The following is an 8,656-nucleotide window of genomic DNA, read 5'->3' as shown; positions in this document are numbered from 1 at the left end:
CTGAGTGGCAGCCTCTAAAGAGCTTAGGGAAAAAATAGTAAATAAAGAAAGTTTTAAAAGATTAGAGTTTTTATAGTTTTTTAAAGAGTTTAAAGTGTTTGAGTTAAAACGAAAATTATCGTTCCCCCCCCCGTGAGGTGATTTTTAGATAAATTTTTATTCATTGAAAAAGTCCTTTCAAAAAATAGTTAATGTGTTTGATGGGTTATTGTTTATTTGTATATATTTGTAACATTTGTTACTAATATTTTAATAATATAATCGGAATATTAATATTTTATTTATAAATTTTTCCTTAAAAATAATTTAAGATAAAAGTTATCTTAAATACTCTAAACATAACAATATTAATACTTTCAATAAAAATTATTGCAAAAATTTAATCTTATTTTCTAAAACACTTTTTGGGGTAAGTCCGATGAATTTTTCATTTATTTTACCTTTTTCATCATAAAAAACTATCACAGGCACACCATAAATTCCACCCACAGCTTTAGATAAAAATGAGCTTGCTTTGGCTTCATATAAAAGTGGCAAATCTAGCTTTTTTTCCAAAAGAATTTTTTGAGCTTCTTCTTTTGAATTAACTCCATTTAGCACCGCTAAAATAGGAAAATTTCTTTCTTTATAAAGCTCGTTTAACATAGGAATTTGTGCATTACATGCGCCACAATCTTGCGTGAAAAAAAATAAAGCATACGCTTGATTTGTATTTTGTGTTTTTAAGGTTTTTTCAAAACCATCATATTTAAAAGTATAGTTTTGATTTGAATTTAGGGTTTGAAATTCATTGTTTGAGCATGCACTAAAGAAAAAAATGCTTATTAAAGCCAAGAAGCAATAGAAGCTTTTAGTTGCGACCATGGTTTTTCTCCTATAATTTTATCTTGCACAACTCCATCTTTAATGACAAAAGTAGTTGGTACTGCAAAAACACTAAATCTTTGCCATGAGATATCTAAATCATCTTGTAAAAATGTGATATTTTTATAATCATATTTTGTAGCAAATTCTTCAAAATCCTTACCTTTATCTATAGAATCAAGCGCTAGAATAGTCATTTTTTTAGGGTATTCGTTAGCTAGTTTTTCCAAAAGAGGTAAATCTTTTAAACAAGATGCACAACCTTGCTCCACAAAGGTTAAAACGATAAGATTATCAAAGTCAGCTAGTTTGATTTTCTCACCTTGTAAATTTTTTGCTGCGATTTCTGGTGCTTTTAAGCCTATTTTACCACCATTTTTATTATTGTTTTCAAAACACGCACTTAAAAAAACTAAACATAAACAAGCTAAAATTATACTTTTAATTTTCACTTTTCATCACTCCATGACTTAAAATGATAGTTCTATCAGCAAAGGTAGCTAAGTCTGGATTATGAGTGATTAAAACTATGGTTTTGCCATCTTGTTTTAATTTACAAAAAAGTTCTAGAATATTTTTTTCATTTGCCTCATCTAAATTTCCAGTTGGCTCATCTGCTAATAAAATTTCAGGATCATTTACTAAAGCTCTTGCTATGCATAGTCTTTGTTGTTCCCCGCCACTTAGTTGGCTTGGTAAATGCGTAAGTCTATGTGAAAGCCCTACTTTTTCTAGCGCCATTATAGCGTCTTTTTGCTCTATACTTGAGTGATAAAACTGAGCTAGCATAACATTTTCTAAAGCATTTAAATAAGGTATTAAATGAAATTGTTGAAAGATTAAGCCTATTTTTTCTCTTCTGATTACGCTTTTTTCTTCTTCACTTAAATTTCCAACTTCTTTATCATCTAAAAAATACTCCCCGCTACTTTGAGTATCCATCAAAGAAAGTATATTTAAAAGCGTTGATTTACCTGAACCTGATGGACCCATGATAGCTAGCCATTCACCTTGCTTTACTTCTAGGTTGATATTTTGCAAAGCTTTAACTTCATTAAAATTACGATTTAAATTTGAAATTTTTATAATATTTTTCATCACTCACCCTTTAAATTTTCACAAACATTGATTTTTAAAGCTTTTTTTAGCGGCAAAATACTTGCAAAAAATGCAAATACCAAAGAAACAAGCACCGCAAAAAATACCGAAAGCAACCTAAAATCTATACTTGCATTAAAAATCAAATACCCAAAAATATTTGCCAAAAAATATCCACAAAAAGCACCAAGCAAACTCGCACTTAAACTTAAAATAAATACTTCAGCTCCAAAGAGCTTGATGATTTCTTTATGCTTAGCTCCTAGTGCAAGGTGCAAGGCTATTTCTTTTTTTCTTGAAAAAATCACCGCACTAAGAGTGGTATTTACACTCAAAGAACTAATGAGTAAAATCGTTAAGCTAATCAAAGCCATTAAAGCTTTGATCTTTTCTAAAATCACTCCTTCGCTAATGGACACTGAAGCTATGACTTTAGCTTCTACATTGCCCTTGCTAAGCTCTTTTGCTTTTTGATCTAAACTTTCATAATCACCTAGCAAAATAGCTTGAGCATAATTTATCACTTCTTTAGCTGCTAACTCTTGAGCTTTTTTTAAAGAAATGATTAAAACCCCATCTTGCTCATCATTGCTTCTTAAAATAGCTTTGATTTTTACTTTGACTATTTTAGATATATTTGGATTATAAATTTGTAATTCTTGTCCTATTTTAAGCTCAAGTTGTTTAGCTAAATCAGCTCCCACAAAGGCACTATCTTCGCTAAAATCGCTCAAAGAAAAACTTCCTTTTAAAACTTCCATAAAAGGTTTGGTAAGCTTTAAATTTGCAAAATCAACCCCAACAACTACCGCACTTGAGCTTTCAAGATTATAAAAACCATATAAAAATGGGGTTAAAGCTTTTGCCTTCAAGCTTTCTTTGGCTTGATTAAATTCATCCATACTTAAAAACTCATCATCTTTTGGCGTGATGATAAAATTAGCTCCATAAGCTTTTAATTCTTTAGATAATTTTGTGTCAATATCAAAATAAATATTAAAAAATGAAGCACTAACCATAGCACCCATAAACACGGCTATAAAGATAATACAAACTCTTTTATAAGAAAAAATAAGAGATTTAAAAACCTCTTGCATAAAAAAATTATTTCCCATATAAAACCTCTGAAGTAGAAAGTTTAGAAATTCCTTTGATAGAAAACAAGCATCCTAAAAATACTATAAGCACTGCAAAAAATAAACAAATTGGTAGGATAATCCAAGAAATTTCAATGGTATGTTCAAATATACTCAAGGCGATAATCTCTGACATACCTATACCAAAAGCAAAACCAAAAACTGCTCCAATTAAAGCTACCACAACCCCTTCTAGTGCAAAAATCATATAAATTTGCAAAGTGCTAGCACCCAAAGCTTTTAAAAGTCCTATTTCGCTTTTTCTTCTAAAAATATCCGCACTCATTAAAGATGATATGGCTATGGAAGCTACGATTAAACATATAATACTAACTACTGCCATTAAAGATTGAATTTTAGACACTATTAAACTTTCTGCATCTGAAATCGCACTCACTACTTTTGTGCTAGCACCCTTAAAATCTTCTGCGATTTGATAAGCAATGGAACTTACATAAGCAGTGCAATACCACTGATCATACTCAAGCTGATCAAGGCTATCTACATCGCGTCTTGCTTTTTGTGCTAAATCATTTTCAGGTATAGTCAAAGCTGAAACTTCTGCTTTAGCAAATAAACCTTCTTTTTTAGAAAGTTTTTGTGCCAAAAGTAAAGAAGCAATGATTTTATTTGAAAAGGCTTGAGTTAAATCCATAATACCAACAATTTTCACTTTAAAAAATTGTTCATTTTGCACAAGGGTCATTTCATCATCTATTTTTAAATCATATTTTTGTGCTAAGTCTTTTCCTAGCATTATTTCATCTAAACTATCATCTTTTGGATAATTTCCTTTAATTTGACTATATTTGTATAATTCTTTAATACCTGCATAAAAATCATCATCATCTTGAACCTTTATAGCCTTATCAAAATAAGTTCCCACTAAAGAGATATTTTCATAATTTGCATTTGGAGTTTGAATTTTTACCTGGGTATCTAAAAATGGCGCAAAGGCATTGATATTATTTCTCCAAAAAATTTCTTTTATAGTATGAAGCTTATTTTCTTCTAAAAAATTTTGATTTTTCAAAGGCTCATAGATTTTATTACCCACTTCTACACTTAAACTTGTACCTTTAGGTAAAACTAAAATGTTTGACCCATAACTTCTTAATTCTTTTGTAATTTCATTACCTATACCCAAAGTAAGATTTAACATAGTAGCCATAAGTAAAGTAGCTAAAAAAATGGTTAGTAAAGCTAGAGATTTTTGAATTTTATTTTGAAAAATGGAATTTTTTACAATCTTAACTTGCATAGTCATTTCCTAATAAATTATGAATTCTATATTTTGAAGTCTTATTCATATCGATGTATTTTAAAGGATCGTTTTTAAACTCTTCATAATTTTTTTCATTAGCAAAAAAATATGTTCTACCTTTATAAACATAAGACCTTGGCGCTTTTAAATTAATAAGCTCAGTATTATCAATAGGATCATAAACTTTCTTTTCTACTACTTGAGTGAAAAAATTCACCCCATCTAAAATTTCTGAAAAAGGTATAATAACCTTACCATTTTCAAATTTATACTTCATAGGGATAGGATTACACCCACCTGCCTTACCTACACTTGGTAAGAAAATTCTAACATTACATGAGATACAAATTAATTCTCCACCTTTTTTAACATACCCCATATCCCCACATATACTACAAGCATCAAAAACAGCTACTGGCGAGTCTTTATCTTCTCTTTTGTTAATTAAAAAAAATCTCACCACTTTACCCTCATCACTAATATAAGCAAAGCGATGTAAGTTATTATCTCTTAAAATCGCTACATCAAAGACAAATTCATCATTTTCATTTGGCTCTACATAGGTTGGCTCGTCTATGGTTACCGGTCTTGAAGCATGCAAGTCATAAAAAAGAAAAATACAAAGACTTAAAATCATAGCACTAAAAATACTTGCACTAAAACTAGTTATAGTTGAATTTTTTGCTTGATTTTTTCTAAATTCTATATCAAAATCTTTTTTCTTGCTGTTTTCACTCACTCTTTGCTTTAGAGCTAAAACTATACAAATTCCTAGCAATAAAAACCATACATAAGTATAAAATTTAGCATAATACACACTTTTTGCCACATAGCTTAAATACAAGCTTTCTGTTTCTACCACGCCTTCTCTCATAAGGTGTAATAAAATTTGCGCTAAAGCTTCATTTAGATAAAAAATCACGATAATAAATAACAATAAATTTAAAAACTTAAATTTAAATTTCCTTAACCATCTTGTAAAAAGATAAACCCCAAAACACATAATAAAAGCAAGTAAAATAAACCCAAAAGAGCTAATCGCTAAAGAATCTAAAAAATTAGTGCTTAATATAGGAAAATCAATAGAAATATGTAAGTATTTTATACCAAAAGCAAAAGATAATAAAAAAAGCAATATTGCTTGAATTTTTTCTTTTAAAAAATTATTTTTCATAAAAGAAAAAATGATAACATCCAAAAACAATAAAACAAATAAAATATCATTAGAAAAATACAACAAATCATAATTTAGTGTTTTAGCGCTAATAAAAAAAGCAAAATAAGAAAAAACAAAACCCACAAAAGCAAGTTTAAACACTAAAGAATTTTTTAGATTATAAAAAAATAAAGCACTCAAAAGCGCATAAGAAAAAAATGCTCCAAAAAAATGTACAAAATAAATCGACATAGGCTCTTCTTTAATAGAATTTATTTATAAAATCAATAATTTCATAAATAAACCCTAGCAAAAGCTAGGGAAAAAATCACTTAGGTTTTCCTGTGTATTTGAAGTTATATTTAACTGAAAATGGCTCAAACCACTTACCAACACCTGTTTCTTTATCAACATGGCGTCCAAAACCTTGTTTTTCTGGACTTTCTATTAAAAATACTAACTCGTAATTTCCAATGCCTGTATCCATTTTTAAATTTGCACCATAGTGAGGGCCATCATCTGCTACCATAGGCATAAGAGTTCCTGTTTTTACTTTACCATTATCAAGATTAGTTAGCTTATAAGCTATAGTTAAATAAGGGATCCAAAAGCCTTCTGGAAAGCCGTTTTTATTGCCCTTTAATGCATGAATATCTGCTTCAAGGTGAATATCTGCTAAACTAGCTGCAAGGTCAATGCCTCTTGGCTCCATTTCGATTGGCTGTAAATAAACCGCTGCTATTTCCATACCATTTAATTCATAAGGATCGCCAATTGGCACCTCTGCTGCAAAAACTGAACTAGCTAAAATACTAGCTGCTGCGCCTAAACTTAATAAAGTTTTTTTCATATTTTTTCCCTTTTATTTGAAATTTGCTTTGTTATAAAAATACCCATAATGAGTAAGATTAAAACCATAAACTGAGGTATGATGCTCTCATAGTAAGGATAAATTCCAAGCCATAAAATTCCTTCAAAATCAAAAGGAAGTAAGCTTGGGGTGATAACCTTAGCTTCTATGAGCTCACCAATGCCTTTGCCTGTAAAGACAAAGACCATGTAAAAAATAATGTATGAAGTTATATAGAAAAATTGTTTTACTGGTATTTTTAAAGCACCAGCTTTTAATAAATAATAAAGTATGATAAGTATAATTAATCCACTAGCTAATCCTATAAATATAAAACTATAATCTGTGCTTGTTTTTGCATCAAATAATAAAGCCTGATAAAAAAGAATAGTTTCAGCACCTTCTCTATATACAGCTAAAAACACACTAAACCATAAGGTTTTTGCTGAATTATTTGATATAGCTTCAACTGCTTGGGTTTTTATGCGATTTGCCCATTTTTTATTTTGTGCATTTGATAAAAGCCAAAAACCTACATAAAATAATAATGCAACAGCCACAAGCATAGTAATGCCTTCTAGCAACTCTCTGCTTTGCCCTGCTTGTTCTTTAAAAATCCATGAAATAAAAAATGCTGTTACAAAACTTAAAAATACCCCACTCCAAAGTGCTGAATATACTATATTTAAACGCTTTTTATTACCACTTTGAACTAGGTATGAAACTATAGCTACAATAATAATTAAAGCCTCCAAGCCCTCTCTTAAGATAATACCCAAAGCCCATATAAATAAAGACATAGGTGAGGATTCTTGAATTTTATCTAAAGAGCCTTCCACTAAGGCACTAAGCTCGTCAAAATTTTGTTTTAATTCTTCTTTAGAAGCACTTGCTTTAATAAGTGCAACACCTTTTGAAAAATAACTTTCTATTTTTAATTTTAAAGCACTATCAATAGCACCAATTTTACTTTCCATGCCACTTGCTTCAAAAATATCCAAATACACATTTTGCAAAGCATCTATACTATTTAAACTAAATCCCTCATAATTTTGCAAAATATCATTAAGAGCAATTTTCATATCATCATATACTTTAGTATAGTTTTTAGTACTCATAGTACTTTCATCAAAGCCTTTAACTTGAAGCAAGGCTAATTCTTCTTTAGGTAGAGCTAAAAACGCTTCATATAATAAATCTGATATGTTTGAAATTTCATCTCTAATAGTTTTTTCATCTAAAGTATTAGCATTGATTTTTCTTATAATAGTTCTAAGTTTAGTTTGAATTTTTTTATCCACTCCTGCCTTAGTATATCTTGCCACTAAAACTTCTACTTTTGAATTTCTATAGTCTTCAAACAATGCTGATTGAATCAAATCTTTAGCTTTTTGATAGTCTTTATTTACAAACGCTAATGCAGCCTGATCAAGCTTTGAAATCATAGAATCCATTAAAAATTGCAACCTTGCATCTAAAGTCGAAGCTTCTTGTAAAGCTAGCAATGCTTCATCTTTTTGAGTGTCTTGCTCTTGAGCAATCAAACTTTGAGTTGAGTTTTGTGAAGTTTGTTCTTTAACATTCTCTCCAAGCAAAGCAGCAAACATCGCTTCAGCTTGTGCTTGGCGTTCTTTTTCTGCTTTTAAAGATGAGTTTTCAGCTGCTTTTTTATCATAATTTACATCACTAGCTTCAGCTTTAAGCTGGAAGCCTTTTTCTAAAATAGGAACTATTTCATCTAAATCAAAATACAAACTACTAATCAAAGCTTCTATTTTAGAAAAATCTTCTTTATCTTTATATAACTTTCTTAAATTAACAAATTTACGCTCCATAACAATGGCTTTTCTACCAACATTACGCCCAATAGAGCCTTCCATGGTTTCAAAATGCTGAAAGTATGCATCTTCTGCTTTTTTCTTTGCTTCTAAATTTTTATTTTCTTTGTATAAAATCATACTTTCATTTAAAATTTGTTTGATTGCTTGGGCTTCTTTTTGATAATCAATCTCTCTAGCATAAACAATAGTACAAAATAAAAAAATTATCAACAAGCTTATTTTTTTAAACACTATTTTACTCCGAAATGATATTCATTTTTAAAATCATAGTCGCAAGTATAGTACTAGCTTTCTTAAATTTAGATAAACATTATCATTATTTATTTCATAATAAATCAGATAAAAATACTACAAAATGCTACTTTTAGCTACAAAATAAGCTAAAAAATTATTATTTTTAAGAGTATTGTTTATTTTTTATTTGTTTTAATCATAAAAATAAGTTTT

At 29.2% G+C, this 8,656-nt stretch carries 8 protein-coding genes; all 8 read right to left on the bottom strand.

The window, feature by feature from the left end:
• Positions 1-366 precede the first annotated feature (366 nt).
• Entirely contained in the window at positions 367-864 is a 498-nt protein-coding gene (locus L8U98_RS03650; protein ID WP_318529460.1) for a TlpA disulfide reductase family protein, read from the bottom strand.
• A complete protein-coding gene (locus L8U98_RS03645) occupies positions 825-1,316 on the bottom strand; it encodes a TlpA family protein disulfide reductase (RefSeq protein ID WP_263706905.1) in 492 nt (163 codons plus the stop codon). The genes L8U98_RS03650 and L8U98_RS03645 overlap by 40 nt, the downstream gene beginning before the upstream one ends.
• Positions 1,306-1,962, bottom strand: coding sequence for an ABC transporter ATP-binding protein (locus L8U98_RS03640; RefSeq protein WP_012661870.1), 657 nt, complete (start codon positions 1,960-1,962; stop codon positions 1,306-1,308). The genes L8U98_RS03645 and L8U98_RS03640 overlap by 11 nt, the downstream gene beginning before the upstream one ends.
• Positions 1,962-3,077: an ABC transporter permease gene (locus L8U98_RS03635; RefSeq protein ID WP_263724966.1), complete on the bottom strand. Its 1,116-nt coding sequence runs from the start codon at positions 3,075-3,077 to the stop codon at positions 1,962-1,964. The genes L8U98_RS03640 and L8U98_RS03635 overlap by 1 nt, the downstream gene beginning before the upstream one ends.
• The gene (locus tag L8U98_RS03630) at positions 3,067-4,359 is read right to left on the bottom strand and encodes an ABC transporter permease (protein ID WP_263724965.1); all 1,293 of its coding nucleotides are present in this window, start codon (positions 4,357-4,359) and stop codon (positions 3,067-3,069) included. The genes L8U98_RS03635 and L8U98_RS03630 overlap by 11 nt, the downstream gene beginning before the upstream one ends.
• Positions 4,349-5,770, bottom strand: a complete 1,422-nt coding sequence (locus L8U98_RS03625) for a Fe-S-containing protein (protein ID WP_263724964.1) — start codon at positions 5,768-5,770, stop codon at positions 4,349-4,351. Before L8U98_RS03625 ends, L8U98_RS03630 begins: the two co-directional genes overlap by 11 nt.
• Positions 5,771-5,846: 76 nt before the next feature.
• Positions 5,847-6,368, bottom strand: a complete 522-nt coding sequence (locus L8U98_RS03620; protein WP_012661874.1) for a ferrirhodotorulic acid transporter, periplasmic binding protein — start codon at positions 6,366-6,368, stop codon at positions 5,847-5,849.
• Positions 6,365-8,440 (bottom strand): FTR1 family iron permease, encoded by a 2,076-nt coding sequence (locus tag L8U98_RS03615; RefSeq protein WP_412175040.1) that lies wholly within the window; start codon positions 8,438-8,440, stop codon positions 6,365-6,367. Before L8U98_RS03615 ends, L8U98_RS03620 begins: the two co-directional genes overlap by 4 nt.
• Between the last annotated feature and the right edge of the window lie 216 nt (positions 8,441-8,656).

This window comes from Campylobacter sp. RKI_CA19_01128 (assembly GCF_025771175.1).
In the GTDB taxonomy this organism is placed as follows: domain Bacteria; phylum Campylobacterota; class Campylobacteria; order Campylobacterales; family Campylobacteraceae; genus Campylobacter_D.
The sequence above is the reverse complement of the archived record's forward strand: the minus strand, read 5'-3'. Positions and strand labels throughout refer to the sequence as shown.

Excerpts from the sequence above, each read along its gene's own strand:
- L8U98_RS03650 (WP_318529460.1), bottom strand. The coding sequence starts at position 864 with ATGGTCGCAACTAAAAGCTTCTATTGCTTCTTGGCTTTAATAAGCATT.
- L8U98_RS03640 (WP_012661870.1), bottom strand. The coding sequence starts at position 1,962 with ATGAAAAATATTATAAAAATTTCAAATTTAAATCGTAATTTTAATGAA.
- L8U98_RS03635 (WP_263724966.1), bottom strand. The coding sequence starts at position 3,077 with ATGGGAAATAATTTTTTTATGCAAGAGGTTTTTAAATCTCTTATTTTT.
- L8U98_RS03630 (WP_263724965.1), bottom strand. The coding sequence starts at position 4,359 with ATGCAAGTTAAGATTGTAAAAAATTCCATTTTTCAAAATAAAATTCAA.
- L8U98_RS03625 (WP_263724964.1), bottom strand. The coding sequence starts at position 5,770 with ATGTCGATTTATTTTGTACATTTTTTTGGAGCATTTTTTTCTTATGCG.
- L8U98_RS03620 (WP_012661874.1), bottom strand. The coding sequence starts at position 6,368 with ATGAAAAAAACTTTATTAAGTTTAGGCGCAGCAGCTAGTATTTTAGCT.